This window comes from Leptospira terpstrae serovar Hualin str. LT 11-33 = ATCC 700639 (genome assembly GCF_000332495.1).
GTDB lineage: Bacteria > Spirochaetota > Leptospiria > Leptospirales > Leptospiraceae > Leptospira_A > Leptospira_A terpstrae.
This window is the reverse complement of record NZ_AOGW02000010.1, coordinates 567,555-594,488: the sequence shown is the minus strand read 5'-3', so window position 1 is coordinate 594,488 and position 26,934 is coordinate 567,555. Positions and strand designations below refer to the sequence as shown.

At 39.8% G+C, this 26,934-nt stretch carries 29 protein-coding genes and 2 tRNA genes; 21 read left to right on the top strand and 10 right to left on the bottom strand.

The annotated features are described in order from the left end of the window. Positions 1-6: 6 nt before the first annotated feature. The 3 genes from LEP1GSC203_RS11255 to LEP1GSC203_RS11245 all read right to left on the bottom strand — a co-directional run bounded on the left by LEP1GSC203_RS11255 (position 7) and on the right by LEP1GSC203_RS11245 (position 2,398). The gene (locus LEP1GSC203_RS11255) at positions 7-927 is read right to left on the bottom strand and encodes an SPFH domain-containing protein (protein WP_002974336.1); all 921 of its coding nucleotides are present in this window, start codon (positions 925-927) and stop codon (positions 7-9) included. Between the two features lies 1 nt (position 928). After that, positions 929-1,849: an SPFH domain-containing protein gene (locus LEP1GSC203_RS11250; protein ID WP_002974078.1), complete on the bottom strand. Its 921-nt coding sequence runs from the start codon at positions 1,847-1,849 to the stop codon at positions 929-931. Positions 1,850-1,945: 96 nt separating this feature from the next. Continuing rightward, positions 1,946-2,398, bottom strand: coding sequence for an NfeD family protein (locus LEP1GSC203_RS11245; protein ID WP_002974439.1), 453 nt, complete (start codon positions 2,396-2,398; stop codon positions 1,946-1,948). 93 nt (positions 2,399-2,491) lie between these two features. On the opposite strand from LEP1GSC203_RS11245, the gene LEP1GSC203_RS11240 reads away from it, so the two are divergent. The 7 genes from LEP1GSC203_RS11240 to LEP1GSC203_RS11210 all read left to right on the top strand — a co-directional run bounded on the left by LEP1GSC203_RS11240 (position 2,492) and on the right by LEP1GSC203_RS11210 (position 9,290). Further along, a complete protein-coding gene (locus LEP1GSC203_RS11240; RefSeq protein ID WP_002974472.1) occupies positions 2,492-2,920 on the top strand; it encodes a heme-binding domain-containing protein in 429 nt (142 codons plus the stop codon). Beyond that, positions 2,917-4,347, top strand: a complete 1,431-nt coding sequence (argH, locus tag LEP1GSC203_RS11235; protein ID WP_002974330.1) for an argininosuccinate lyase — start codon at positions 2,917-2,919, stop codon at positions 4,345-4,347. Before LEP1GSC203_RS11240 ends, argH begins: the two co-directional genes overlap by 4 nt. An 8-nt stretch (positions 4,348-4,355) precedes the next feature. Next, complete coding sequence (locus tag LEP1GSC203_RS11230; RefSeq protein ID WP_002974282.1) at positions 4,356-5,237, top strand: peptidylprolyl isomerase; 882 nt, start codon at positions 4,356-4,358, stop codon at positions 5,235-5,237. Then, entirely contained in the window at positions 5,234-5,833 is a 600-nt protein-coding gene (locus LEP1GSC203_RS11225) for a hypothetical protein (RefSeq protein ID WP_002973893.1), read from the top strand. Before LEP1GSC203_RS11230 ends, LEP1GSC203_RS11225 begins: the two co-directional genes overlap by 4 nt. 61 nt (positions 5,834-5,894) lie before the next feature. Beyond that, positions 5,895-6,881: a hypothetical protein gene (locus LEP1GSC203_RS11220; protein WP_002973888.1), complete on the top strand. Its 987-nt coding sequence runs from the start codon at positions 5,895-5,897 to the stop codon at positions 6,879-6,881. Further along, the gene (fliM, locus tag LEP1GSC203_RS11215) at positions 6,878-7,903 is read left to right on the top strand and encodes a flagellar motor switch protein FliM (RefSeq protein ID WP_002974265.1); all 1,026 of its coding nucleotides are present in this window, start codon (positions 6,878-6,880) and stop codon (positions 7,901-7,903) included. The genes LEP1GSC203_RS11220 and fliM overlap by 4 nt, the downstream gene beginning before the upstream one ends. A 22-nt stretch (positions 7,904-7,925) precedes the next feature. Beyond that, the gene (locus tag LEP1GSC203_RS11210; RefSeq protein WP_002974511.1) at positions 7,926-9,290 is read left to right on the top strand and encodes an alkaline phosphatase family protein; all 1,365 of its coding nucleotides are present in this window, start codon (positions 7,926-7,928) and stop codon (positions 9,288-9,290) included. A gap of 36 nt (positions 9,291-9,326) precedes the next feature. Here the strand turns inward: LEP1GSC203_RS11210 and LEP1GSC203_RS11205 are convergent, their stop codons facing one another. After that, on the bottom strand, positions 9,327-10,043 hold the full coding sequence (locus LEP1GSC203_RS11205; RefSeq protein ID WP_232225870.1) for a type 1 glutamine amidotransferase domain-containing protein: 717 nt from the start codon (positions 10,041-10,043) through the stop codon (positions 9,327-9,329). 81 nt (positions 10,044-10,124) lie between these two features. Between LEP1GSC203_RS11205 and LEP1GSC203_RS11200 the strand changes: the two genes are divergently transcribed. Further along, positions 10,125-11,003 (top strand): LysR family transcriptional regulator, encoded by an 879-nt coding sequence (locus LEP1GSC203_RS11200; protein ID WP_039937785.1) that lies wholly within the window; start codon positions 10,125-10,127, stop codon positions 11,001-11,003. A gap of 6 nt (positions 11,004-11,009) precedes the next feature. Here LEP1GSC203_RS11200 and LEP1GSC203_RS11195 read toward each other — a convergent pair whose 3' ends face one another. The 3 genes from LEP1GSC203_RS11195 to queF are packed head-to-tail and all read right to left on the bottom strand — an operon-like array spanning position 11,010 to position 11,884. Further along, positions 11,010-11,228, bottom strand: coding sequence for a ferredoxin (locus LEP1GSC203_RS11195; protein WP_002973631.1), 219 nt, complete (start codon positions 11,226-11,228; stop codon positions 11,010-11,012). Then, complete coding sequence (locus tag LEP1GSC203_RS11190) at positions 11,225-11,482, bottom strand: SemiSWEET transporter (RefSeq protein WP_039937782.1); 258 nt, start codon at positions 11,480-11,482, stop codon at positions 11,225-11,227. The genes LEP1GSC203_RS11195 and LEP1GSC203_RS11190 overlap by 4 nt, the downstream gene beginning before the upstream one ends. Next, positions 11,483-11,884: a preQ(1) synthase gene (gene queF / locus LEP1GSC203_RS11185; protein WP_002974318.1), complete on the bottom strand. Its 402-nt coding sequence runs from the start codon at positions 11,882-11,884 to the stop codon at positions 11,483-11,485. It lies immediately after the preceding gene. A gap of 42 nt (positions 11,885-11,926) precedes the next feature. Between queF and guaA the strand changes: the two genes are divergently transcribed. Continuing rightward, on the top strand, positions 11,927-13,726 hold the full coding sequence (gene guaA, locus LEP1GSC203_RS11180; RefSeq protein ID WP_002974364.1) for a glutamine-hydrolyzing GMP synthase: 1,800 nt from the start codon (positions 11,927-11,929) through the stop codon (positions 13,724-13,726). Positions 13,727-13,764: 38 nt separating this feature from the next. On the opposite strand, the gene LEP1GSC203_RS11175 is transcribed toward guaA, so the two are convergent. Further along, positions 13,765-14,178: an LIMLP_04285 family protein gene (locus LEP1GSC203_RS11175; RefSeq protein WP_002974221.1), complete on the bottom strand. Its 414-nt coding sequence runs from the start codon at positions 14,176-14,178 to the stop codon at positions 13,765-13,767. 132 nt (positions 14,179-14,310) lie between these two features. On the opposite strand from LEP1GSC203_RS11175, the gene LEP1GSC203_RS11170 reads away from it, so the two are divergent. Both LEP1GSC203_RS11170 and LEP1GSC203_RS11165 read left to right on the top strand, forming a co-directional pair. Next, positions 14,311-14,381 (top strand) — tRNA-Cys (locus tag LEP1GSC203_RS11170). A 15-nt stretch (positions 14,382-14,396) separates the two neighbouring features. Continuing rightward, positions 14,397-14,480 (top strand) — tRNA-Leu (locus LEP1GSC203_RS11165). Positions 14,481-14,630: 150 nt separating this feature from the next. On the opposite strand, the gene LEP1GSC203_RS11160 is transcribed toward LEP1GSC203_RS11165, so the two are convergent. Further along, positions 14,631-16,511: an O-antigen ligase family protein gene (locus LEP1GSC203_RS11160; RefSeq protein ID WP_002974085.1), complete on the bottom strand. Its 1,881-nt coding sequence runs from the start codon at positions 16,509-16,511 to the stop codon at positions 14,631-14,633. 30 nt (positions 16,512-16,541) lie between these two features. On the opposite strand from LEP1GSC203_RS11160, the gene LEP1GSC203_RS11155 reads away from it, so the two are divergent. The 10 genes from LEP1GSC203_RS11155 (at position 16,542) to LEP1GSC203_RS11110 (ending at position 25,177) form a co-directional block, all read left to right on the top strand. Further along, positions 16,542-17,363 (top strand): glycosyltransferase family 2 protein, encoded by an 822-nt coding sequence (locus tag LEP1GSC203_RS11155; protein WP_039937781.1) that lies wholly within the window; start codon positions 16,542-16,544, stop codon positions 17,361-17,363. Then, positions 17,350-18,123, top strand: coding sequence for an LBBP_01157 family protein (locus LEP1GSC203_RS11150; RefSeq protein WP_002973915.1), 774 nt, complete (start codon positions 17,350-17,352; stop codon positions 18,121-18,123). The genes LEP1GSC203_RS11155 and LEP1GSC203_RS11150 overlap by 14 nt, the downstream gene beginning before the upstream one ends. Then, positions 18,113-18,700 (top strand): D-sedoheptulose 7-phosphate isomerase, encoded by a 588-nt coding sequence (locus LEP1GSC203_RS11145; protein WP_002973845.1) that lies wholly within the window; start codon positions 18,113-18,115, stop codon positions 18,698-18,700. The genes LEP1GSC203_RS11150 and LEP1GSC203_RS11145 overlap by 11 nt, the downstream gene beginning before the upstream one ends. Continuing rightward, complete coding sequence (locus LEP1GSC203_RS11140; protein ID WP_002974263.1) at positions 18,687-19,442, top strand: ATP-binding cassette domain-containing protein; 756 nt, start codon at positions 18,687-18,689, stop codon at positions 19,440-19,442. Before LEP1GSC203_RS11145 ends, LEP1GSC203_RS11140 begins: the two co-directional genes overlap by 14 nt. Then, positions 19,402-20,862, top strand: a complete 1,461-nt coding sequence (locus tag LEP1GSC203_RS11135) for an FHA domain-containing protein (RefSeq protein ID WP_039937778.1) — start codon at positions 19,402-19,404, stop codon at positions 20,860-20,862. The genes LEP1GSC203_RS11140 and LEP1GSC203_RS11135 overlap by 41 nt, the downstream gene beginning before the upstream one ends. 4 nt (positions 20,863-20,866) lie before the next feature. Continuing rightward, complete coding sequence (locus LEP1GSC203_RS11130) at positions 20,867-21,691, top strand: hypothetical protein (protein ID WP_002973912.1); 825 nt, start codon at positions 20,867-20,869, stop codon at positions 21,689-21,691. A 77-nt stretch (positions 21,692-21,768) separates the two neighbouring features. After that, a complete protein-coding gene (leuC, locus tag LEP1GSC203_RS11125; protein ID WP_002974513.1) occupies positions 21,769-23,163 on the top strand; it encodes a 3-isopropylmalate dehydratase large subunit in 1,395 nt (464 codons plus the stop codon). 1 nt (position 23,164) lies between these two features. Continuing rightward, the gene (leuD, locus tag LEP1GSC203_RS11120) at positions 23,165-23,791 is read left to right on the top strand and encodes a 3-isopropylmalate dehydratase small subunit (RefSeq protein ID WP_002974404.1); all 627 of its coding nucleotides are present in this window, start codon (positions 23,165-23,167) and stop codon (positions 23,789-23,791) included. A gap of 7 nt (positions 23,792-23,798) precedes the next feature. Next, positions 23,799-24,176 carry an FKBP-type peptidyl-prolyl cis-trans isomerase gene (locus tag LEP1GSC203_RS11115; RefSeq protein WP_002973854.1) on the top strand — a complete coding sequence of 126 codons (378 nt, stop codon included), beginning with the start codon at positions 23,799-23,801 and terminating at the stop codon, positions 24,174-24,176. Continuing rightward, positions 24,176-25,177, top strand: coding sequence for a PLP-dependent cysteine synthase family protein (locus LEP1GSC203_RS11110; protein WP_002974080.1), 1,002 nt, complete (start codon positions 24,176-24,178; stop codon positions 25,175-25,177). The genes LEP1GSC203_RS11115 and LEP1GSC203_RS11110 overlap by 1 nt, the downstream gene beginning before the upstream one ends. Here LEP1GSC203_RS11110 and LEP1GSC203_RS11105 read toward each other — a convergent pair. Next, positions 25,174-26,880, bottom strand: coding sequence for a cyclic nucleotide-binding and patatin-like phospholipase domain-containing protein (locus LEP1GSC203_RS11105; RefSeq protein ID WP_002973627.1), 1,707 nt, complete (start codon positions 26,878-26,880; stop codon positions 25,174-25,176). The two genes, LEP1GSC203_RS11110 and LEP1GSC203_RS11105, sit on opposite strands and share 4 nt — an antisense overlap. Positions 26,881-26,934 lie beyond the last annotated feature (54 nt).

Sequence of the window (26,934 nt, the reverse complement as noted above, 5' to 3'; positions counted from 1 at the left end):
GTTAGGTTATGCTTTCGGTTTTCTTGGTTCTGTTAGGTTGGCAATGAGATTTGGTAAATTCATTACATCGGCAGGAACGAGAATCTCCGTATTTTCTTTGGCTACGTGAAGGAAGTTTTGGATAAAAGCCTTTGTGATTTGTAGTTTGATCGCTGAGGCTCCTCCTTGGTCAGAAATAGCTCCAGCAATTGCTTCAATCCCTTTGGCTGTGGCAACCGCAAGTGCTTCAATTTCTGTTGCCTTTCCTTCTGCTGAGTTGATCCTTCTTTGTTTTTCCCCTTCGGATTTGTTCACTGCTTCTTCTTTGAAACCAAGAGAACGGTTGATTCTCGAATCTCTTTCTCCTTCCGAAAGAAGCACCTGGGAACGTTTGGCGATTTGTGCTTTTTTCTCTTTTTCCATCGCATCAAGTACTGACTTGGGCGGAACAATATTTAGAATCTCGTAACGATTCACTTTGATTCCCCAAGGTTCTGAGGCTTGGTCAATGGCGGCTACAATAGTGGAATTGATTAAATCTTTTTCCCCGATGGTTTTGTCGAGTTCCATCGTTCCAATTACGGAGCGCATTGTGGTTTGCGCCAGTTGGATCGCTGCAAACTGGAAGTCTTCAATTCCGTAAGAAGCACGCACTGGATCAATGATCTTTAAATAAATCACTCCATCAACCTTCACCTGTACGTTGTCATGCGTGATACAAATTTGAGGTTGTACGTCTATCGATTGTTCTTTGAGCGTGTGGTAATATGCATCACGATCAACGAATGGAATGAGGATATGAAATCCAGCTCGTAAACTGCGAGAGTATTTCCCAAGTCGCTCTACAATGAGTACATCTTGTGCAGGGATGATGCGAATGCAGCGAAAGATTTTATAGATTAAATAGATGGCAACAATCGCCCAAAATGCTAAGTATACAAATTCCATACTATTCTCCTACCTGTGGGATTTTTGTTGTGATTTTGGAAAGGCCTTCAAAAACTCCACCGATATTGGCTAAACCTTCTGGCACCACAGTCGTTTTCGAGATTTTAAAAATTTGGCCCAGTGCATCCATATACTCTTGTGTGATTTGTAAACTCACCGCTTCCTTTCCGCCTTTTTTACTAATTGCTTCTGAAATTAATTGTAAACCTTTTGCAGTGGCATTGGAAATCACTGTAATTTCGAGTGCCCTTCCTTCTGCTTCGTTCACCAATCGGATTTTTTCCCCTTCGGATATGTTGATTGATTCTTGTCTTTCTCCGATCGAGTGATTGACCCGAGATTCTTTTTCTCCTTGGGAGATGGTAATCTCTGCTCGTCTTTCTCTTTCGGATTTCATCTGGTTTTCCATCTCCAGTAAAATTTGTTTAGGAGGTGTGATGTTTCGAATTTCGTATCTGGTGACTTTGATTCCCCAAGGATCTGTGGCACGGTCAATATTGGATACCACGCGACCGTTGATTTCATCTCTTTCTGAAAGTAAATTATCAAAAATTAATTTTCCAATTTCGGAACGGAGAGTGGTTTGTGCGAGTTGGGTTGTTGCTAACATAAAGTTATCGATCCCGTAAGATGCCTTTTCACCATCCACCACTTTTAAATACAAAACTCCATCCACTTCAACAGATACGTTATCTTTTGTGATACAAACTTGTGGATCGATATCAATAGTCTGTTCTTTTAAGTTTTGGCGGTAACGAATTTGGTCCACAAATGGGATCATAAAATAGAATCCCGATTTTAATACCCCATTCAAAACACCTAATCTTTCTTTAACATAAACACTTTGTTCTGGAACAATGATGATTGTCTTTTTAATGATATAGACAATGGCCAAAAATACAACAATGACGGTTGCGCCCATAGTTTCTCCTCTGTGACGTTTGACCATAGGAAGAAGAGGAAAAAGAGAAAAGGGTTTTTTTGTTTGTGTTTAAAAAAAATGAAATTCTTTGATGAGTTAGTCTACACGTTCCACAGTAAAGGTAAGATTTTCCCGAGATAGGATACGAACAAAGTTTCCTTTAGGGATTTTGGAATCATTAGAGATAGCATCCCAAAGAGTACCTTGGAACCGGATCTTTCCCCCATGCCTTTGCACTAAGATATCTGTTTCAACGGGAACAATTTGATTCAAAAAATCATCTTGGATGAAAGGATCCACCGACGACTCTGATTTAAAAAAACGTCTTACGGCAGTGCCACCGACTAGAATGGAAACAAGGCTAGATACCACCCAAACCACCACTTGGGAATAAAACTCCATCGGAACTAAACGAGCCAAAATTCCTGTAAATAGGGCCCCAATCCCCAAAAACATCACAAAGGTTCCTGGCAGAAGGAATTCAGAAAATAGTAATGTGATTCCTAGGAAAATCCAGACATAGGGTGAGTTTGTAAAAATAAAATCCAAAGGGAACCTCTAAAGAAAAGGAACACCGGATTCTCATCTAAGGCAAGAAAAATAATACTTTGAATTGGAACGAAGGCTTAGAACCTGTCTTGTGTGAAACGAATTTTCCTGATCTTAATAGGAGTTTTTCTCATACTCCAATTCTTTCCCATAGCTAGAACCAATCCATCCGTCACTTCAGAAATCCAAGTGAGCCCAGAAATCAAAGAAGTTCTCAAACGGAGCTGTTACGACTGCCATTCGAATGAAACTATTTGGCCAGCGTATTCTTATATTTTCCCAGCATCGCTTTTGATTGCGCATCATGTAGAAGAAGGACGAGAGGAATTGAATTTCTCTGAATTTGGGCTTCTCTCTGAAAGAAAACAAAACAAAAAAATATACGAAGTTTGGGAACAAGTCGACGAAGGAGAAATGCCTCCAAAAGATTATCTTTTAATGCATCCTAGCTCTAAGTTATCGGAGAAGGACAAAGAGATTTTGAAAGTTTGGTCGGATCAGTATAACAAGGAATCAGAATGAAAGAAAAAAAATTATGGGGTGGTCGTTTTGATGCACCTCCCTCTTCTTTAATGATTCGAATTGGGGAATCGATAAGTTTTGATAAAGAACTTTATTCCCACGACATAGAAGGCTCCATCTCCCATTCCCGAATGCTCAAACGCATTGGAATTCTTTCTGAATCGGAACAAAGGAAAATTGAAACAGGTCTCGGCCAAATCAAGAAGGAAATCGATTCTGGAAAGTTTGAATTTAAAATGGAAAACGAAGACATCCATATGTCTGTGGAATCACGCTTAACGGAGTTATTAGGAGATTTAGGAAAAAAACTCCATACAGGCCGAAGTCGCAATGACCAAGTTTCGCAAGACGTACGTTTGTATATCAAATCAGAAGTGGAAGCAGTGTTGGTTTTACTTCTGGATTTACTTTCTGCATGGATTGGCAAAGCAGAAGCTCATACCAAAACTATCATTCCTGGATACACTCACTTGCAGATTGCCCAACCCATCCGAGCTTCCCATTATTTTTTATCCCATTTTTGGGCGAACGTCCGTGACTTTGAGGATTTTCTCGATTCTTATGATAGAGCCGATGAGTTAGTGTTAGGTTCTGGTGCTCTTGCAGGTGTCAACTATGCAACCGATAGAGAGTTTTTAAAAAAGGATTTGTCTTTATCTCGAATTTCCGAAAACTCCATTGATGCAGTGAGCCAAAGGGATCATATATTCAAATTTCTATTTGCTGCGTCTCAGTTTATGATCCATGTATCTCGGTTTTGTGAAGAAATCATTCTCTATACCTCACAAGAATTTAGTTATTTCAAACTTCCTGATCACCTAACGACTGGTTCTTCCATTATGCCTCAAAAGAAAAATCCTGATGTAGCCGAACTCATTCGTGGAAAATCAGGTCGAGTGATTGGAAGTTTGACACATTTACTTGTGATGGTAAAAGGAACTCCACTTTCCTATAATAGGGATTTCCAAGAAGACAAACTTCCGTTATTTGATACAGTCAAACAAATCAAATTAAGTATCGAAGGCGTTCGGGATATGGTGATTGGTATCCAAATATTTCCTGAAAATGCACTCCGAAGTTTGCGATTAGGATTTTCCACTGCCACTGACCTTGCGGATTGGCTTGTGAGCGCTAAAGGAATTCCATTCCGTTCTGCCCATGAAATAGTAGGGGAACTTGTAAAACATTGTTCGACCAAAGGTTATGATCTTTTCAATATCCCCAGTGGAGAAAGGGGGCAAATCCATGCTGTTCTTACCGATCCAGGCTATGAAGCTGCTATCTCATTGGAAACATCTTGTGATAAAAAAGATGTGATGGGAGGAACTTCGTTTGCTCGTCAAAAAGAACAAATCAAAAGAGCCAAAGCAAAAGTAAACGAATTGACCAAAAAACTAAAGAAATTAGAATCCAAAGGTAAAAAATAAATTTAATTATGAAAATGAATGTATTAAACAAAGTTTCTTTTTTCGCATTACTCTTTTTAGTCGGAACGCAAACCATTTTCTGCAGTGACCAAAGATTTAAAAAAATCACTTACGAACCGGTATCTTATTCTCCTTCTAAAGTGATAGTCAAACGTGCTGACCTTACTTCAGTCAAACTTCCCGAAAAACCAGCCATTTATGCAGTGTTTACCACAACCGCTGGTGATTTGGTTTTAGAACTATATGATACCGCAGCACCAAAAACTGTGCAGAATTTTATTGATTTGGCTCAAGGCGAAAAGGAATTCAAAACAGATAAAGGCTCTGAAAGACGACCGTTCTATGATGGTTTGAAGTTCCATCGTGTCATAGAAAACTTCATGGCGCAAGGCGGTTGTCCAAGGGGTGACGGAACTGGTGGTCCAGGATACCAAACAGAAGATGAAATCAATGGAAAGGCACTTGGGCTTGACAAAGTCAAAATCAAAGATGCTCCGCAGTACCAAGCCCAACTGCAACGAGCCGTGTTAGCTGAATTTAAAATCCAATCTCGGGCAGAGTTCGAAGAAAAAAGAACGGAAGTGGAAAAAGCCTACCAAGAAGCAATGGAATTGCCGGTATTAGAAGTTTTACACCGAGTGGGTTATCGTTATAATGAAGCACTTCCCAGTAAAAAAGCACTTCGCGGGTCTTTGGCTATGGCCAATGCGGGACCCAATACCAATGGATCTCAGTTTTTTATCAATCAAGTGGATACTCCTCATCTAGATGGGCTCCACACAGTATTTGGATTTCTGGTTTCTGGGTATGATGTACTTGACCGAATCATAGAAAAGGGGAATCTTCAGACGACAATCCGAAAGGTAGTTGTCATAGACAAACGACAATGAACTACTTAGAAGGCATCGAAGTCATTCAAAAATACACATCGGGTTCTTCCGTGGAACCGGTGTTAAAATTCATTATGACAGTACCTCATAATGAGGAAGCCTTTGCGAATGCCTTGGATGAAGTGGGCGGAATCAATCGTTATCCTGATACCTTTGTCGGACTCCTTAGTTTTATTAGTTTTATCCTCGGCCAAAAATCAAAAATGAGTCAACTTTACGAAACAGCCTTGGACCGCTATGAAACTTTAAATCAAGTGACTGCAAAACGCCGGCCGACCGAAGAAGAGTCCAAGATTAAACGAACGTTAACCGATTTTATTTTAAAAATTGAAAAGGTTTTCGAAATCCAGGATCTCACTGACGAGAGTTTGGTGAAGGAACTGAACCGGTTTGTCTCCGAAGCCAATCTTTATGGAGTCACTGACAACGAGATCAAAAACCTAAAAGTTTCATCCAAAACAGTTGCCCTCGTGGAACCACATTTAGACAAACAACGGGAAAACTACTACCAGTACAAAAAACTAGGGGCTGTGATGACTAGGCTCATTCGAATTGCCGATTACATCTTGGCAGAAGCCAAAATGGGTGCTGGTTAAACGATTTTATGTCCTAAAAATTCTTTCGGAAATTCTCATTAATGCCGAAATCTTTAAGTGTATGCGGACTCTGCAAACCTTTGTCATTCTAGGAATTCTCTCTGTAAGTTCTCTCGGGGCCTTTCCTGATAGGGATGCCCGTGGAGAAAGAATTGATAATTTTGTTTCTCTTCAGTCAAAAATCAGCCTATCTTTGACAAAACGAAGTTACCAGTCTGGAGAAAGAGTCCCTTTGACTTTTACCGTTACTAATACTGGCAAAGAAGTGGTTCGGATCTTTCCTTCCTTTGATTTTCGTTATTCTTTTCAAATCATTGTAAAAGATGAAAATGACCGGATTCTCACTCCAATCGAGGATCCCGATTTCCCAGACCCCATTTTGAAACGTAGGACAACGATAGTCAATTTAGTCGGTGATGAGAATAAAGAAGTGAGTCTTCACCGCAATGAGTCCTTTTCCAAAACAATCTATTTGGATGAACATTATAGTTTTTTGCCGGACCAAAAGTTTTATGTAACTGGCTATTTTTACCCAAATTATACAGAAGATAAGTCTGCTTTTTTACGTTCCCAAAATACTGTAGGATTTTTGTTTCAGAATCCAAAAGCAGAAAGAAAAGAAACTGTCACCCGCCAAATCACAGAAAATGGAGGCCTCTCTCCTGAGGAGACCATCTTTTTGTTTCTGGGCGCGGAGATGAAAAAACACTGGGAATACCACTTCAAGTGGATCGATTTTTCCGAATATATCTTAGCTTATGATCGTTATAGCAGTGCTTATACCGAAGCAGGTTTGGGTGAGCGGGAAACTATCATCGAGGATTTTAAAGAGTATTTGACGGAGACACCCTCCGGTGTATTAAAATACTTTAAGGTCATGAATGTGGATTATCCCTCCAAAAGGGATGCCCGAGTTCAGGTTTATGTAGAAAGAATGATGGGTCGGTTCAAAACAAGGTACGAATATATATACACCTTGCGACAAGAAGAAGGAAGCCGAGTTGGATTTTGGCAGATTAAAAACTTACTCGTAAAGGTAAAAAAATGACGGAAATCCTTTCCCAAGACGAAATTGATGCCCTGTTAAACGCCATTTCCTCTGGGGAAGTCTCCGAGGATGAATACTCATCGGTTGGGGAACAAAAGAAAGTCAAAATCTACGACTTCAAACGTCCGGATAAATTTTCAAAAGACCAAATTAGAACACTTCAGATGATGCACGAGACCTTTGCTCGTTTGGCAACCACTGGACTATCGGCACAGCTTCGCGCCCTCGTTGTAGTGCACGTGGCTTCTGTGGATCAGTTAACTTATGAAGAATTCATTCGTTCGATTCCAAACCCTACCACACTTGCTGTAATTAATATGGATCCCCTTCGCGGTTCCGCCATTTTGGAAATTGACCCATCCATTTCCTTTACCATCATTGATCGTTTGTTCGGTGGTAAGGGAGAGTCATCCAAAGTAAACCGAGAACTTTCAGATATTGAGCTTTCGGTAATGGAAGGGATTATTGTTAGGATTCTTGGAAACTTACGAGAGTCATGGTCTACTGTAATTGATTTACGTCCGAGACTTGGAAACATTGAAACTAATCCTCAGTTTGCGCAAGTAGTTCCTCCCAATGACATGGTGGTATTAATTACCCTCGAAACCAAAGTGGGAGAAGTGGAAGGGATGACAAACCTTTGTATTCCCTACATCACCATTGAACCAATCATTAACAAACTATCTGCACAGTATTGGTATTCCTCAATTCGTAAAGGGGAAGTGGATGAAAATCGCGCCGTCATCCAAGAACGACTCGACCAAGTCAAAATCCCTCTTATTTCGGAAGTAGGTAGTGTCGACATTTCTTTGAATGATCTTATGAACCTTCATGTTGGAGATGTGATCAAACTCGAAAACACACCCATCAAAACTGACTTAATGGTGAAAGTAGGGGATCGCAGTAAGTTCAAAGCGACTCCGGGAAGAGTGGGAAACCGCCTAGCCATCCAAATTGGGGATAGCATTGAGGACATTCCAGACGAACTCCTTGGTTCCACAAGGTCAGAACAAGAATATTAGTTTCTTTCGCTAAACACTTTTTATGCGAATCAATTCTATTTTGAAATTTCCTATTTCTATATTGGGGATTTGTATTTTCTTGTTTTTTGCTTTATCACTCGATTCAAAACCGAAGACTAAAGAAAGGCATAAAAAATCAAAATCCTCCAAAATTCGCCAAACAATCGTTTTGTCAATTGATGGATTCCCTGCTTATTACTGGTCCGATCCCAAATACCATACTTATTTTCCCCACTTGGCTGAAATGTTCCAAAAGTATGGGGTTCATGAAATTGAAACAATCAATCCATCGGTTACCTATCCGGCCCATACCTCCATGGTGACAGGTTTTGATCCCGCAGAGCATGGAATTTTCAATAATACACTGGTTGACCCTTTTGAGAAAAATGATGGGGGATGGATGTGGTATGCTGAGGACATTAAAGTTACCACTCTTTGGGATTTGGCAAAAGCGAATCATAAAACCACTGCTAATGTATTTTGGCCAGTGACAGTCGGTGCCAATATTGATTGGAACCTTCCTCAGTATTGGAGAAAAAAAAATCCAGAGGACGACAAACTCCTTCGTGTACTTTCGACTAAGAATCTGCATAAAGAAGCAGAGCTTGCCGTTGGTTCTCCGTTAAACGATGTAACCAAAGATGAAGTTAAATTAAAAACAGCTTCTTGGCTTTTTCAAATGAAAAAACCCGATTTACTTTTTGTTTACACCACGGATTTGGATACGAACCACCACGGATTTGGACCTGATTCTGAAAAAGCATTACAACGGTTGGTAGAACTGGACAAGGCCATTTTTGAATTTTTGCAATCAGTTCGTGCCTTCTCTCCGAGAGGGCCGGCCGTTGTGATTGTATCGGACCACGGTTTTCATTCGGCTGATTCTGTCTGTGCTCCCAATGTGGTATTGAAACAAAAAGGTTTGATTCGTGAAGAAAATGGAACATACCAACTCACTTTTAAAAGCTCCGGGGGGGCGGCCATTCTTTTGCCAGGTTCCCCAAATCAAATTTCTCCAGAGGAGATCCAATCTCTGGTGACCGAAATTCTAAAACTTTGCCCAGGTGCAGAATGGATCCCGGCAAACAATACTACTTTAGTCCCAACGCAAATCCATCCTTCTGCCTTGGGAGTCCTTTATACAAAAGAAAGAATGTTTTTTAGTGGGACAAGAAAGGGGGAAGTGTATTCACAATCGCAAACTCCCATTCATGGGCATGGGTATTGGAATACAAACCCAGAAATGAAAACCATTGGTTTTGTCTATGATCCGCGTGGAAAAGATCATTCCTTCCATTCGGTTAAAGATGTATTTGGGATAGTCAAAGATACTTTAGGTTTGAAAGAAAGGAAAAACAAAGGGCCTCGCGTTTCCACAAAGCCCTGATACTTTTTAAACTATCTTTAAATCACAGAGATTTCCTTATTTTTTTAATAAACTAAGAATGGCTTCACCGACTGCTTTTGCTGATTGTGGGTTTTGTCCAGTAACAAGTCTTTCGTCCACTTCTACATGTGAATTCCAAGGTGCTGATTTAAAATACTTCCCTCCTGATGCAATGAGTTGATTTTCCAATAGAAAAGGAACCACCCCTTCAAGTTTGACGATCTCTTCTTCTTCGTTGGAAAATCCATTCACTCTCTTACCCGCGATGAGTTTTTCCCCATTCGATAATTTTACATTTACAAGAGCCGAAGGACCATGGCAGACCGCTCCCACTATCCCGCCTGCTTCGTAAATTGTTTTAGTTAAGTTTTGTAGTTCTTGGTTATCGGGAAAGTCCCACATGGTTCCATGTCCCCCCGCAAAGTAGATGGCTCCGTATTCCTTTGGATGGATATCTTTAGGTGTTTTCGTATGGATACGTTTTTCTTTGTAAACGGGATGGTTCCAAAATTCCTTGTTAGCTGAATCTTCCAAATCAAACCCATCCACAGGAGGCTCTCCTCCTTTCGGACTGATAAAGTCCATCTCCACACCGGCATCGTGGAGTACCTTCCACGGGTGCGAAACCTCTCCCAAATGGTAACCGGTGGAGCCTGCATTTCCTTTTTCCCCATGACTTGTTAAAACAAATAATACTTTTTTCATTTTGTCCTCTATGGAATCAATTTCTTTGATAGGATTGAATTTCTTCACTATCGTTTTTTTAGACAAGGTAAACTTATTATTAGAATAATGATGGAGATAATACGTAGGTATAAATATTTTAATAGCAGAATGAATCCTATCGAACTGTATCAAAGTTTTTATTGTATCTACCGAGAGAGAAATTTAACAAAAGCGGGTAAACTCCTTGGTTTGTCCCAACCTGCACTAAGTTTGCATTTACAGTCTTTGGAACGACATCGAAAAGAAGTTCTGTTTCTTCGGACATCTAGGGATTTGGTTCCCACAGAGGCCGCCAAACGGTTGTATGTTCAAATTGCAGGTCCCATTGAGGATTTGGAGCGATTAGAAGGAGAAACCCGTAAATTCGAAAAATCAAACTACCTAAGGATTGGTTCAGCGAAAGAGTGGTTTCAGGAAAAGGTACTGCCTCATGTGTCGAAATTGGAAGAAAATTTTCACGTAAAATATGGCTATCCTGGGGAACTCTTTGAGGCTTTGACAAATAAGGAAATTGATCTTGCAATCGCCAATCAGAAGTTAAATGTACCTGGAATTAGTTTTGAAGAGTTTTACTTGGAAACATTTGTGTTTGTAGCTTCTAAAAAAATAAGTTTAGAACCAAATTTTCCATTGAATGGACAGCGGAAACCTAGGACTGAACTTCTGAAACAATGGATGGAAGACCAACATTGGTTTGTGTATAGCGAAGACTTTGCGATTGTCAGACGTTTTTGGAAGTTGAATTTTGAAACCCGCCCCAAACTAAAAAATTATTCTGTCCTTCCCAACCTTCATGATATTAAAAACGCACTGGAATTGGGCAAAGGCATCTCTGTTCTTCCTACTTATTTATTAGGTAAAAAATCAAATTTGTATACAAATGAAAAGGAATGTAAAAGTTTCGAGAACCAACTTTATCTAACGTTTCGAGCGGGGGAACGATTGTCTTTGGAAAATCATATCCAAAGACTTACTAGTTGGATTTAATTTGTTTTAATGTTTTTTCCAATGGATGCATTCCCCTGGACATTCATCCATTTCCTTTTGGACTTTTTTTTCGTCTTCGTCTGGAATTACAGCATCATTAATGGATGTTCCACTGATATGAGTTTGAGACAAATCATCTTCATCCATCATAAAATACTTTGGCATATTGTCTGCACATTGGTTACAGGAAGTACAATTGTCTTTGTCTACATAAGCTTTTCTCATGTTTTGTCCTCTTCTTTGAGTTTATAAAATAATATTATCGATACGAAGAAAATGGTAACGATATTGGCAAGGATGATCGGGAAGTCTGATTTTAAGATTCCGTATACAAACCATAACAGTACACCTATAAAAAACATTATGTACATATTTCGACTGATGTCGCGAGTTTGTTTGGTCATTACGACTCTTAGGACTTGGGGAAGGAAGGATACGGTAGTTAAAAAAGCTGCGATATAGCCGATTAGGTTTTCCATTTAGGCTTTATACTCTCGTTTCACTATTGTTTTTACGCCGCCACGTACATTATAATCACCAATCACTTTCACGTAAATAGGAACCACTGCCTGGACAAAGTCTTCGAGGATTTTGTTCACCACATTTTCGTGGAAAATTCCCACATTTCTGAAAGCCATCATGTATTCTTTGAGTGATTTGAGCTCTACGCAGCGTTCTCTTGGGATGTATTCAATAAAAATCGAACCAAAGTCAGGAAGACCGGTTTTGGGGCAAACAGCCGTAAATTCGGGTATGGTGAATTCGATATTGTATTCTTTACCGGCATAAACATTGGCAAACCATTCAATTTCTGGGGTTTTCCAGGACGGGATATGGTCTTGTTTGTCCTCGTAAGAAGATTCTGATTTTTTTTCCGACATTTGTTTACCCCGACAATTGCAAAATTATTTTGGAATCATCCCATGAAAAGTGATAAAAAAATTGCAGTCGTCGATTTCGGCGGTCAATACGCGCACCTCATCGCTTCCCGAATTCGTAGGCTTGGAGCCTATACAGAAATTCTCTCCAACGAAGAACCTTTGTCTGTTTATGAGTCCTATGCAGGAATCATTCTATCAGGAGGCCCCAGTAGCGTTTATGAAAAAGGAGCACCGCTTCTGCCTGAAGGTTTTTTTAAAACTTCTGTTCCCATTTTAGGGATATGTTATGGTCACCAACTTCTAATGAAGGCTCTCGGAGGAGAAGTTGTTTCTTCCAATTCCAAAGAATATGGTCCCGCTATTTTAGAAATTCAAAATCCAGATTCTCTACTTTCAAAATCTCTTTCTCCAAAAACAAAAGTTTGGATGAGCCATGGTGATGAAGTAGTTCGAATGCCAGAGGGATTTACTATTGTGGCATCTTCAGATAATTGTCGTTATGCGTTTGTGTCTAATGAATCTAAAAAACAATTTGGAATTCAATTCCATCCAGAGGTAACTCATTCTGAAGAAGGTGAAGTTTTGCTAAAAAACTTTGTTACTCTTTGCGGTGCCGGTTCGAGTTGGAGTATCTATCAATTTTTAGAAAAACAAATTTCGGAATTACAAAAGAAAGTCCCTGTTGGTAAAAATGTATTTTTGTTAGTTTCTGGTGGAGTAGATTCTTCAGTAGCCTATTTACTTTTAGCTAAAGCACTTGGTAAAGACCGGGTGAAAGGCCTACTCGTTGATACAGGCTTTATGCGTAAAGATGAAGTCAAAGATTTAATGGATAATTTACACCAAGTGGGATTTGATCTTACCATTTGGGATGAAAGTGAAATTTTTTATCAACATTTGCAAAACGAATTTGAACCAGAGAAAAAACGCCGAATCGTCGGTGACCTTTTTTTAGAAGCACAAGGGAAAGCGACTGATTCCCTAGGGCTTGATTCTGAACATTGGCTTCTCGGACAAGGTACCATTTACCCAGATACTATCGAATCTGGTGGCACTAAACATTCTCATAAAATCAAAACCCACCATAACCGAGTGCCCCAAATTGAAAAACTCATTCAAGAAGGAAAGATTATTGAGCCCATTGCTGATTTGTATAAGGATGAGGTTCGTGAATTGGGTCGTCTTTTGGGTCTTCCTGTACGTTGGATTGAAAGGCATCCTTTTCCAGGTCCTGGACTTGTTGTCAGGATGATTGCTAGTCCCGAAACGCATCCGCCCAAACTTGATTTTTCCGATTTGGGACTGACTGCAAAAAAGGCGGAGGTTAAAATTTTGCCGATCCTTTCTGTGGGAGTGCAAGGTGACCAAAGGAGTTATGCCCACTGCGCAGTGTTAAACGATTTTACGACCAATTGGAATGAGTTAGATGAACGTGCCGTCGAGATCACGAATTTCAAAAAAGAAATCAATCGGGTAGTATTTGCCCCAGGGATCACCAGTTTTTCGGGGCCCTTCCATTATACCAAATTGAGTTTGGACAAAGAACATTCTGATATTTTACGTGATGCCGATTCGATTGTGAATCGAATTCTTTATGAAGAATCCATTCACAATCTCATTTGGCAAATGCCAGTGGTTTTAGTTCCTGTGGGTCTCCAGGAAAAAACGTATGGTGTCGTCCTTCGTCCAGTAGAGTCTACAGAAGCAATGACTGCCAATTTTTACCAAATGGATCGAAAGATTTTAGAAAGAATCACCAAAGAATTGTTAGCTTTGCCATTGATTTCTTTGGTGTTGTATGATCTCACGCACAAACCACCGGGTACGATAGAATGGGAGTAGCCGCGGGGATTTAGTAGGCTACTTATCTAGGTTCTGAATTAAGGGAGAATCAACCAAAGGAGAGCCATTCCGCCAATTGCGAGTTCAGGAAGGCGTCTTGCGAAGAAACCTTGGTTTTCAGGGTTTTCTTTTGGTTCTTCCGATTTAGACACTTCTGTTTTTGTTTTTTCCTTGGTTTCTTCAGAGGCAAATATAGAACCAAAAAATCCAGGTTTTGTTTCCTCTTTCGGAGGATCCCAAACTACAGGAAGAGTTACTACATCCACTGCATTCTTTTTAAACGCCTGTTTGGTGCCGTCCTTTGATTCTACTAAAACATAATTGGCAGTAGGAGAGGATGTTTTTACGTTTTCTAAAACCTCTTTTGTTGCTTTTACAGTCACTGTGTCCGCATAAGATACTTGAGATACAAGGAATAAAATGGATAAGGATAGGATGGTCTTAACGTTCATATTTACAGCCCATCCCTAAGAAATAGATGTGCAATTTGATTTTTCTCTGAAATGTTACAATCCGATGAAAAGTGAAAGCAGTTTCCATTTGACACCAAGCCTTCCCATTTTAGCCTATCCAAAGTCACGATTGGCGTCGTGGCCAAGTGGTAAGGCATGGCTCTGCAAAAGCTTGACCGCCGGTTCGAATCCGGCCGACGCCTAATCACTTTACATTCGCCTGGATGGTGGAATTGGTAGACACACAGGACTTAAAATCCTGTGGGAGTAATCCCGTGCGGGTTCGATTCCCGCTCCAGGTAAGAATCTAACGATTGAGAAGCAAAAAAACGAAAGCCACCTATACGGATAGTGCAACGTTTTTTCCGAAGGCAAGGAGCCTTTCGGTGACAATTATGGGCTGATCTTACGAACGAAAGTTCAAGAGGTTTTCAGTTCAGAGCGATTCCTACTCAATTGCAATTTCCTGAAATTTCAATGATGGGTAGGACCGGTCTTTCTCCCTTCCAAAAAAATCGAAATCCGAAATCAATGAATTCAATGCCGGATCCTAAATGTTCCTTGGGATTTACTTGAACCAATTCCAACTTTCTTGGATTTAAGAAAGTTTCTGTTTTCACAATTCTTTCCGCTTGGACTCGGTATTCCTTATCTTGGTCAAAACTTTCTCTTTTGCGGGTTTCAAGAACTAGGGTGTCTGGGAGCTCACCCAACGGATTTTTTTCCCAATGGATCTTTAACTGAATGGGGGTTGTACGGATTTTGGCGGTATTATCAAAATTTATTTCGTGATCCAAACAACCTGAAATTTTGAAATACATTTCCCTAGTTCCTACAGGGACTACCACTCCAGATGTAGCATTGAGAGAGGATTGTCCCAGTTTGTCTGGAAAATTAGTTTCCGTCCGAACTCTGTGGACGAATAAATCTTTAGCGGGAGTATTTGTTAAGTAAAGAGCACCCATACTTGAAAAAAGAATCCAAAATAGAAGAAGGCTATATACCAGGATTCGATTTTTCTTTGTTGTTCCCTCTTCTCGCTCCTCTCTTTTTCGTTTTGATTTTGGAAGTAGGCATAAAATTCCAAGGAAAGGAAGCAAAACTTCATCATCTAACAAATAACATTGGAAACTACCAGCAAAAAGAATGGCGAAAAAACCAATGTAGAAGAATGCCTGGTTACTTACCTGTAAAATTGATTTTGTTTTTAAAAATATAAAAATGAGGAAACTGGAGCCACCGAGGATTCCTCCTAAAATCCAAAAATGCAAAAAGTCAAAATGAGCATGGGACTTGGGAGTAATGGATAAATCATAATACAACTCTGGAAGGTCTCTTACCAGTGGAATTGCCTGCAAAATAAAGGCTCCGGGATAATTTCCGCTGCCGATTCCTAGTAAAAATGAATCCTTTAGGATGGCAAAATTCATTTTGTGAATCCATATCCTTTGGTTCTCTAACGAACGTTTAGCGAATAAATCATCAATGGCCCTCTGGAATAACCAATTGTTTTGGTAGAGTATAAAGAATAGGAGAACTATTCCTACGATACTAAAAACAAGCCAGGGAAGATATTTTTTGATAGAAACCTTTTTTTGAAGAGTTAGAAGAAATAAACCGAACAATAAACCAAACCAAATCGAGCGGCTTTGGTTAAGGAAAAGTAAAACAAGTCCTAAAAAAGAAAAACTAAGTAGGAATGATATTTGGATTCTATAGCGAGATAGCCTTCGAACCATTTTTAAAATCCGAAAAGTTTTTTCCATTAGAGAGGGCAAATAAAGAGCAAGTAGACCGCCATAGGTGAGGTGGGTACTTTGAAATCCAATGGGCAAATAAAGGGAGATTCCCAAAAAATTTGCCAGTTGGTGGGGAAGACGCTTCCCTTCTAAATATTGAAATCCATCCATTACAAACGGGGCCAAACGGTAAGGAGAGAGGAGGGAAAGTAAACCGGAACCTATAAGAAATAAGGCTCCAATTTCTACCGCTCGTTTTAACCTTTTTTTTTCCAATTTGGTGAGACGAGAGTGATGTAAGAGTAAAAATCCCATCCAAACATCACCAAATTCCGATTTCAATATGGTTCGTTTCCAGTCAGTATCTTCGAACAGTAAAACAGGGGTAATTAAGAAACTTAAATAGAGGAGGATCCAAAAGATAAAATCGGGTTCCCAATGAGGAATTTTTTTTTGGAAAGTAAAATCCAAAAATAAAAAGAAAAGCGAAGCACCGGCGAAAATTTGGCAAAGGCTAATGGAAAACGGGGAAAGGACAAAGAAAAGGTATAGAAAAACAACGGAAATCTTATGAAATGTTTCTTTCCCAATCATATTTGTTTCTAAGAATAGGTTTTAACTCCTATGGAAGGCAAGAGAAAAAGAAAATTGTCGGTGGCCATCATCACCTTCAATGAAGAAAAAAATATCGCAGATTGTATTCGCTCTATCGAATCCGTAGCAGACGAAATCATTGTTTTAGATTCTTTAAGTACAGACCGTACAAAAGAAATAGCTACATCATTTTCCAAAGTAAAGTTCTATGAGTCGCCATTTCCTGGGCACGTAGAACAAAAAAATAAAGCCATCGGTTTTTGTTCGAATGATTGGATTTTTTCCCTTGATGCCGATGAACGTGCAGACAAAACTCTGGTTCATTCAATCGAAGCTTTTTTAGAATCCGAAAACATCACAGTCAATGGATATAAAATTGCTCGTTTAACATACCATCTGGGTCGGTGGATTCGGCACAGTGGATGGTATCCACTTCGCAGGTTTCGGTTATTTCAAAAAAATGCAGCCACTTGGGTAGGTGAAAATCCTCACGATTACATCGAGTTAAAATCTGGATCTATCGGAAAAGTCATGAAAGGAGATATCCTTCATTATAGTTTCACAGATTTTAGCCACCAAATCACAACGATCAATCAATTCTCAAGTATAGTTGCTTACACACGTTATGCGAAAGGGGAAAGGTTTTCCCTTGCCAAAACCATATTTAAACCCTTTGGAAAGTTTTTAGAAATTTATCTTTTTAAATTTGGGTTTTTGGATGGAATTCCTGGGCTTTGGATTGCTATCGCCTCTGCATTTTCAACATACCTCAAATACGCAAAATTGTATGAACTAGATCGCAAACAGATTGAACGTCCGTCCAATGTAAGAAAAGAGTATGGCAAAAACTAAAACAAAATCCCAAAAAAGTTGGTTCCGACGTATCTTATCGTTTTTTGGAGCCCATGGGAATCAAAAAAACGAAGACAAAGGAAAACGAAAAAAAGAACCGAAATCCTTTGCCATGGAATGGGCTGACGCCATTGATAATTGGAAAAAGAAACTCCGAACTAAACAATTGGAGTCGGGAGTGGTTTTAGAAACTCCCAAGTTTCGCTTAACAAAAACAAATGATAAACTCTTTCGCGCCGAAGGAGAAAACTATTCCATAATTTTAGTCACAGGCAACCACCTATATAAAAATAAAGAGGATAAGTGGGGAGGCGTTTTGTTTGTGGATGAGGGAGAGTTAAACAAAAATCTGATTAAAGACCTTACTCATCTTGATGGACTGCTTACCTCACTTTCGATTCCAAAGACAAATTTGTTTTTAGAAACAGAAAGTCCCAAAGAAGATTGGAGGATTGTTCTTTCTTGGGAACGGTTTTGGAAGGAACAATTGGTTTTGCAAATGAAACCAAATTCTATGGCTCTTGTGTTACTTGCTATTGGCGAGGAATGTCGGATTTTTTTTGAATCGGTCGCTACAGATAGACAGAAACAATTGGTTCGGGATGAATTATTCTATTTGAATTTAGGAACTGCTGACCAAAACAATCCTTATACCAAAGCCAAAAATTTTTTCGGATTTGGTTCGGCACTTACAGAATTTGGAAATACCATTAATACCATAAAAGAAAGACGGGAAAAGGAAGAAAATCATGGATCATAAATCGCTTATCCAAACACAAATCGACGATTCGATCGCCGTAAAACAACAGTTATTACCATCCCTTTTGCCTTCAATCGAATCTGCAGGAAAGGTCCTTGTTGAATCTTTAAAACATAATGGATTGTTATATTTTTGCGGTAATGGTGGATCTAGTTGTGATGCCTCTCATATTGCAGCAGAACTTGTAGTCAGATATAAGTCTGGAAATGAAAGAAGGGCCATTCCTGCACTTGCTCTTAATAGCGACCAAGCGGTTCTTACTGCTTGTTCCAATGATTATGGTTATGAGTATGTGTTTCAAAGGCAAGTCCAAGCGTTTGGAAAACCAACAGATGTTTTTGTTGGTCTAACCACTTCCGGAAATTCGCAAAACATCATTTTGGCGGTAGAGGAAGCTAAAAAAATTGGGATGAAGGTAGTTCTTTTTTTAGGTGGAGATGGTGGAAAATTAAAAGGGAAAGGTGATGTAGAAATCATCGTTCCTTCTAAAGTTACCGCAAGGATTCAGGAATGCCATATCCTAATTGGTCATATTCTTTGTAGCATCATAGAGAAGGATTTGTTTGGCCTCGACTGAACAAACTGTTGTTCAAATTAAAAATGCAACCATTGTAACTAATGGCGGGCAAAAAATTTGGAATGGAATCTCGTTAGAAATGCAACGAGGAGTTGTCCACGGAATTATTGGTGAATCTGGATCTGGAAAATCCACTCTTGGTTTTTCCTTGTTTGGGATGGTGCCAAAGGGTTGTCATTTATCATACTCTACTTTCACAGTCCTCGGAGAAGATGTACTTACGAAACGTTTGGGCCCGAAGTTATTTATGGTGCCACAAAATCCCAATGGAGCCTTCCATCCCTTCCGAACCATCAAATCTCAAGTCCATGATTTTTTTAAACTTTCAGGGCTAGATAAAATATCTTATGAATCCTTGTTTTTGATTTGGGACCGTTTGTCCATTCCCAGAAACCATTGGACGGAATACGCAAGGACTCTCTCTGGCGGTGAGAAACAGAGAATCCTCCTTTCGTTAGCATTTTTACGAAACCCAGAAATTTTAGTCCTAGATGAACCCACTACGGGCCTCGATGCCTTTTCCGAAAAAATTGTCTTAGAAACTGTTCAAAACCTTGCAAAAATGGGAATGTCAGTTGTTTTTATTACGCATGAGCTTCGGATCGTCGAAAGTCTAGCCTCTCAAGTTACGATAATGAAACAAGGGGAAGTGATAGAAACCATTCCGGTTCTAAACCACAACCTGGAGCCAAAAACAGAATATGGAAAACAACTTAAGGAAGCTTCGCTACTTTTTCAGTAATTGGAATTTCCTATGCCTTGTTTTGATACCTATGGCGCTTTCGGCTGACCCAGGATTCAAACTCCGCACGGTGGACACTCGTTCCTATCCCGAAGTCAAAATTCGATTTCATTCCAACAACAATATTGAACCTAAAGGATTTGTACTTTCTGAACAATTGGATTTGAATGCAAGACTTACTGAATCTTTGCGATTTGAAGCCTTCGAATCGAAAAATCCGGTCCACTTATATATTTCTATTCCCAGTTATACGAATGCGGAAGACAGGCGGTGGATCATACAATTAGCGAACCAATTGGTTAAGATTTCAGAAAATACAGGCGGGAATTCTAAATTACAAATCCAGTCGGATGAAAACAAACATTCTTATGAAAGAATCCGTTCTCAAACGCTCGACATTTCGTTTCCGTTTCCAAAAGAACCTGTGCCAATATATCCCATTCGGAATTGGGAGAATTTCCTGGATGGCATTCCTAAAAACCAATCAACAGAAGATCATATTCTTGTTTTTGTAAGTTTTGCTCCTGAATGGCAGGATCGTTTTGAAATACCGGAACTGGCAAAACGAATCAAAGATAAAAACTTACAACTAATTGTACTGGCACCTAGTTCCTTGGAAGCAACGAAACTAGCTAGTTATGCCAATGGACGTCATTATAATATTTCCAAATCCGATAGTTATGCAGATTTGTTTTCTTATTTGCGTGCATTAGGTCTTCCCGATTATGAATTAGTTTATATTTCGCCTTGGAAACTATCAAAGTGGAAATCAAATTTTATTTCGGGAAGTTTGAACTCAGTAGACCAAGGTATACATTTTGAATTCCAATATGAACTTTCTTTTTTTCGATCGCTCTATTTAAAATTATCTGATCCCTTATTCTTTTTTCCAGTCAGTTTGTTTCTTATCTTCCTATGTTTGGCAGCTTTGTATTATTTACGTGGGTATGAAGAACCGAGTCAAAAATTAATTTCGATTGAAAATTCAGAACCCGATTTTTCGCAGCGTAAAGAAGAACTCCAAGTGTATGACAGAATGTATGGGGAAACCATGGAAAGGGCTGCAAGAGACCGCGAGATTGCTTTGGCCATTGCAGAAAAGGCAACTCTTCCAGGAACTTCCTATTCCTATGCAGTTTTAATGCAAAGAGATGGAAATCACAATTCAGAACAATTCCAATTGCAGTTTGAGGAAGTGACTATTGGTAGTTGGGAGTCGAATCATTTGGTTCTAGATGATCCTACTGTAGCGGGTCTCCACGCGAAGATAAAAAATAGGAAAGGGAAGTATATATTGTTTGATTGTGTTTCCAAGACAGGTGTATACTTAAATGGTAAAAAGTTACTTCGCCCCAAGGTACTTCATAATTTGGATGAAATTCAAATTGGAAAAACAACCCTGTCGTTTCGAGGAAGGTAGAAATATGGTTTTGAAAAAACAAAACATTTTACGAATCTTTTTGGTAACCATTTTTCTATTATCCTTACATTGTTCGGGAGAAACTTCAAAGAATGATGCAACTACTTCTCTGTTACTAGCCAAAGAAACAGGTGCCAATGGTTGTACGGTGGCAGGCCTTGGAACTCAAATCAAAGCCGGTTACACTGGGATTACTACGACCTCTCAGTCCGTTTCTTTTTCTTTAGCGGGTGATACTTATTATGCAGTTATGCAAATTGCCGGTGCCCAAATTGGAACCCGTGTCGTACTTTCTCGTTATGCGAAACTTTCTATTTATGTATCCACCAGTTGTCCTTTGGATTTGTCTTCCGCAACTGTTGCCAAAGATGGAACGGAATATTCCAAAGTGGATTCTCCCGCAACCGTGGTCACATTTACAAAAGCGGGGAGTTATTTGATTTATCTCTACCAAAAAGAAAGTGCTACCGCAAATCCTCTCACTGTTCTAACAGACGGAACTCCTGTGCAAACCATATCTGATTCGGACCTTTCAGACCTACTCAATGGTGGGTCTACAAAAACGTTTAAATTTGCTTGTGACTTAGGATCTGGTGTCTGCCAAAACTACTATGGATATTTAACAAGTTGTCTTTCTGGAACCAAACAGACGCCTAAGTGTACAGAGACAAGTGCAGTCGGCTCCTGCAAAGTGACTCAGTCTGGGGTAGGTTATATTATCGGTGTATATACCGCGCCAAAAACTGGCGGTGGTGGTGGGACTGCGGCGACCCATTGCAGTGGGCTTTCGGGAACCTACGTCGATGGTTCTACAGTCCAAACTCCTTAGAACTGCTCCATTTTTTCAAATTCCCTGGACATACCACCCCATGTCCGAGTTATGACTGGAAGTGGGGGAGTCTAGTTATGAAAACCATGTTTGAGAAGATTTGGAATGACCATTTGGTCCACGAGGATGATGGGACCTGCCTCATTTATATCGACAGACACCTTGTCCATGAGGTAACAAGCCCACAGGCCTTTGAAAGTCTAAAATTAGCCAATAGAAAGGTGCGTCGCCCTGATGCCACCTTTGCTACTATGGATCACAATGTTTCCACAAGAACTCGGGATTGGAAATCTGTGGATCCGATCTCTGTCCTTCAAATGCAAACTCTGATGGACAACTGTAAAGAAAACAGTATTACATTATTTGATATCAATCACCCGGACAATGGAATTGTTCATGTGGTGGCGCCTGAGCTTGGACTAACACACCCAGGTATGACCATTGTTTGTGGAGATTCACATACAGCCACACATGGTGCCTTTGGTGCTTTGGCTTTTGGAATTGGAACTTCCGAAGTAGAACATGTTCTTGCTACCCAAACCTTAGTCCAAAAGAAACCAAAAACTTTAGAAATTAGAGTCGATGGAAAACTTTCTCCACTTGTTTCAGCAAAAGACATTGTACTTGCTATCATCGGTAAAATTGGAACCGATGGGGCCACAGGTTATGTGATTGAATTCACTGGGGAAGCAATTCGTTCCTTAAGTATGGAAGGCCGTATGACAATTTGTAACATGGCCATTGAAGCAGGTGCTCGCGCTGGGCTTATTTCTCCTGATGACACTACTATCAATTATATCAAAGGTAGAGACTTCGCTCCGAAAGGGGAAGCGTTTGATATAGCAGCCGCTAAATGGAAATCTTACGCAACCGATGCGGATGCAAAATTTGATAAAACCGTTGTACTCAATGCAAATGAAATTGCACCAATGGTTTCATGGGGAACTTCTCCAGGCCAAGTGATTCCTGTAACTTCTCCTGTACCTGGACCTTCGGACTTTACAGATCCAGTTCAAAAAAAATCAGCCGAGTCTGCTTTGGCCTATATGGATTTGAAACCTGGGCAAAAACTCATCGATGTAAAAGTAAATAAAGTGTTCATCGGATCTTGCACCAACTCACGGATCGAAGACCTTAGGGTAGTGGCAGACACAGTCAAAGGAAAAAAGGTCAGTAAAGAAGTAGAAGCCATCATTGTTCCGGGTTCTGGTCGTGTGAAACGACAAGCTGAAGAGGAAGGACTTGATAAAATCTTTTTAGAAGCTGGATTTCAATGGAGAAACCCAGGTTGTTCTATGTGCCTTGCCATGAACGATGACGTTCTTTCCCCTGGAGACCGCTGTGCTTCTACATCAAACAGAAATTTTGAAGGAAGACAAGGGAAAGGGGGACGCACCCACCTTGTCGGACCAGCTATGGCAGCTGCAGTCGCTGTAGAAGGACATTTTGTAGACATTCGGGAGTGGAAATAAGATGAAATCATTTACAAAATTAAAAGGAATCGCAGCTTTATTAGATAAAGCGAATGTAGATACAGACCAAATCATCCCTAAACAATTTCTTCGTAAAATTGAGCGGTCAGGTTTTGGACAACATCTGTTTCATGACTGGAGATTTTTAGATGACGCTGGAAAAATTTCCAATCCAGAATTTGTTCTCAATGCACCAAGATACCAAGGGGCAACCATTCTTGTCACTCGGGACAACTTTGGTTGTGGATCTTCCAGAGAACATGCACCATGGGCATTAGAAGATTATGGTTTTCGTTCTATTATCTCGCCTTCTTACGCGGATATTTTTTATAATAACTGTTTTAAAAATGGAATGTTGCCCATAGTTTTACCGGAAGCTCAGGTAGAAGAAATCTTCCAGACCATAAACAAAAAACCTGGAGCAAACTTGGAAATCGATTTAGAAAACCAAGTGGTCGTCACAGAAGAAGGTAAAAAATATCCATTTGAAGTAGATGCATTTCGTAAACACTGCCTTCTTAATGGATTGGATGATATTGGACTTACTCTCCAAAAAGCCGATTTTATTCAAAAATTTGAAGAAAAGAACCAAAAAGAAGTTCCCTGGTTGTATGCAAAGTCTGTATAATCGCTCTATGAAACTGTTTTCTCTATTAATAGGATTTTTGTTTTTTACCACAGGAATTTTCGCAGATGAGCTACTCATTCAAGACACCAAACAAGGGTTAGGGAGAGAGGCCATTCGCGGAACTACGGTTGTGGTTCACTATACAGGTAAGTTGACCAATGGTAAGGTATTTGATTCTTCCGTGGATCGTGGGGAACCTTTTAGTTTCCAATTGGGCCAAGGACAAGTGATCCAAGGTTGGGAACGTGGGATTGTAGGAATGAAAGAAGGTGGAAAACGAAAATTAACCATTCCTCCTCAGTTCGGATATGGTGCCCGTGCCATAGGTCCTATTCCTGCTAATTCAACTTTGATTTTTGATGTGGAACTGATAAAAGTAAAATAATGATAGATCCAATTTCCAAAGGCATCGATGACTTGGGCAACAGTCTGTTGCAGGCGCTCAACAATGTACAAGGTATCTTTGGAAAGGAACTTTCCGTTGCAAAACCGATTCATGATAATATCCTTCAATTGATTGGAAACACCCCGCTAATTCGATTGAATCGAATTGGTTCAGAATATACGGGGGTGCAGTTTTATCTCAAAGCTGAATTTTTAAATCCTACTGGTTCAGCAAAAGACCGAACTGCCATTGCAATGTATTTGGATGCGGAAAGGAGAGGAAAACTTAAGAAGGGGATGTCGGTAGTCCTTGTCGGAGCAGGTTCTTCTTCTGTTAGTTTTACTTGGATTGGTAAAGTAAAAGGTTATCCTGTATTTTGTTTGGTTCCTCTTCATACTCCACCTGAGCGCATTCAGTTGTTACGTAGTTATGGAGCCGAAGTTACTGTCACCAATGAATCAGATTTAGGTAGATTGTCAGAACTTGCTGAAGAAAAAGCAAAAAAGTTAGGTGGATGGATTCCCGATGAAGCATCCAATCCCGCAAATCCTAATTTTCATTTTAAGACAACAGGACCTGAAATTTGGAGAGACCTCCAAGGAAAAGTAGGAGCTGTGATTTCTGCGCCTGGATCAGGTGGTGCGATTACAGGAATCGGTCGTTTTTTAAAGTCACAAGACCGTCGAGTCAAAGTCATCATTGCGGGAAAACAAAATTCCCCCTTTATGGAATATGGAAAAACAGACAATCCTAAAGAAAGGGAAAGAATCCAACTTCCGGCAGTTTATGATCCGAAACTAATAGATCATTACTTTCATGTTACCAAGGATGAAGCCTTACACCTGCAAGCTGACCTTTATGAAAAAGAAGGAATTTTTGCAGGTCTCACGACAGGCACTGTAATTACTGGAGCCCTTCGGTTTTCGGAATCCATCCCAGAATCAGAAAGAAACGAACGTAATCCCTTTAATATAGTCATTTTATCTCCCGATAGAGACTAATTTTTTTCGCTAAACAATTGTTTGAGTTCTTGTAGTGAACTTTTGGCAACTGTTTCTCCCAGTTGTATGAATTCACTACTTCGCCAAAATTCAAACCAATTCGAGTTGGGAAGAATTGGATTTAAATACACATCTGCTTCCTGGGCGCTATACTTTCCAATTCGGTATTGGAGGGAGTATAAACTATTCACAATGATATCCAAAACATTCAAATTAAGTAGTTTGTTTGTTTTCATTTCATCTTTGGAACTCGGCATAGAATTGATAGCAATGATCTTTTGAACCCCTTCATGGGTCAGAGCAGAAACGGGGAGTGGATTCACGATCCCGCCGTCCACGTAAGTTTTTCCGTTTTCTTGGGGTTGCGGTACAAACACACCAGGGATAGAAATACTTGCCATAACCGCATCGAGGACTTTTCCTTCTGAGAGAACAATCTCCTGTCTTGTGGAAATATCACAGCTGATGAGTCTTAGTTTAATAGGAAGATCTTCAAAATACAAATCTCCAAGATATTTTTCGAGAAGAGACCTAACATGTTTTCCATGTAAAAGTCCTTGGCCAGGAAAAGATAAATCAACGAGTTTGAACATTTTGAAAATGCTATCGATTTCACCGAGGAGTGGTAAGATTCCTTTGTAACCTAAACCACTGGCCCAAAAAGCACCAATGACTGCACCGATACTCGTTCCTGCAATCATGTCGGGAATGATTCCTTCCTCTTCCATTACCTTCATGATTCCCACTTGAGCAAGACCCAAGGCTGCACCCCCACCGAGTGCCACTCCAATTTGTACTCCAGACAGTTCTCTTGCCTTTCTTCTGATATGGATTTCCCATTTTCCATGATCCAATACATCTCTGATATTGGTTTCATGATAAAGAATTTCGTTTTCTTTGGATTCACTAGTTATAGAATCACAAAGATTAATTTTTTTATCGGGGGAAAGGTAGTTTTCAATATGGTCAGATTCTTCGATTAACAGTTGTTTTAAATCTTCCTCCGTATCCGGAAACACTTCCAAAAAGATAAAGGAATGGCTTGCGTAGTGTTTGCCTAAAGTTTCTTTGATGCGATCGGAATCTTTGAATTTATAAGATTTTACATAAGGATTTTCTGTTTGTCCGTTTTGGGCAAAGTGGAGAATGACAGATTTTTTCCCGGACTCTTCTTCGATGGAAGAAACCAATTCCGAAGCCAAACGATCCTTTGCTATTGGGTCGGAATGTACAAGACAAACTACTGAATTACGAAAGTATTCGCGTCCTCCAAGGAGCTCTCCCCGAAGAGACTTGGTTAGCATTTTGGAAAAAGTAATCGATAGATAAGGAATTTTCTGGATTAGTTTTTGGAATCCGGCTTGGGATAAAACGAGAAATCTCGATTCGGTAACTGTAACAGCAGTATGACTATGTTTTTCACCGGTGAGTAAGGATTGAATCCCAAAGTATTCTCCTTTTTTGAGATATTGAACTTCTTCTTCACGTTTTCCTTCCCCTTTTTTGGGCAGAAACAATTTGATCCCACCAGATAGAATGAGAAATAAACTTCGATCCCCGTCTCCCGCAGTGAATAAAATTTCTTCCCTTTCGGATTCGACTATATGAACCGATTCGGCCACCCAAATCTTTTCTTTTCGGGAGAGACTTCTAAACAGCGGAAGGCTCGAGACAAGGTGAATTTTTCCTTCTAAATCTTTCATAGGGGCCTCTTCCACCAGAGTTTCAAAATGGAAAGAGAGAGAAATTTCGTTTTT